The organism is Erwinia sp. SLM-02 (assembly GCF_037450285.1).
Lineage (GTDB): Bacteria > Pseudomonadota > Gammaproteobacteria > Enterobacterales > Enterobacteriaceae > Erwinia.
Map to the genome: position 1 here is coordinate 1 of NZ_JAQISN010000029.1, position 442 is coordinate 442.

Sequence of the window (442 nt, forward strand, 5' to 3'; positions counted from 1 at the left end):
GACTACCCGGGTATCTAATCCTGTTTGCTCCCCACGCTTTCGCGCCTCAGCGTCAGTTGTCGTCCAGCAGGCCGCCTTCGCCACTGGTGTTCCTCCTAATATCTACGCATTTCACCGCTACACTAGGAATTCCGCTTGCCTCTCCGATACTCAAGGGATACAGTTTTGAAAGCAGTTCCGGGGTTAAGCCCCGGGATTTCACTCCCAACTTGCATCTCCGCCTACACGCCCTTTACACCCAGTAAATCCGGATAACGCTTGCCACCTACGTATTACCGCGGCTGCTGGCACGTAGTTAGCCGTGGCTTATTCATCAGGTACCGTCACTCCTTCGTCCCTGATAAAAGAAGTTTACAACCCGAAGGCCTTCTTCCTTCACGCGGCGTTGCTGGGTCAGGCTTTCGCCCATTGCCCAATATTCCCCACTGCTGCCTCCCGTAGG

General features: G+C 54.8%; 1 rRNA gene. It reads right to left on the minus strand.

The annotated features are described in order from the left end of the window. A 16S ribosomal RNA gene (locus PGH32_RS24605) occupies positions 1-442 on the minus strand; the annotation flags it as partial.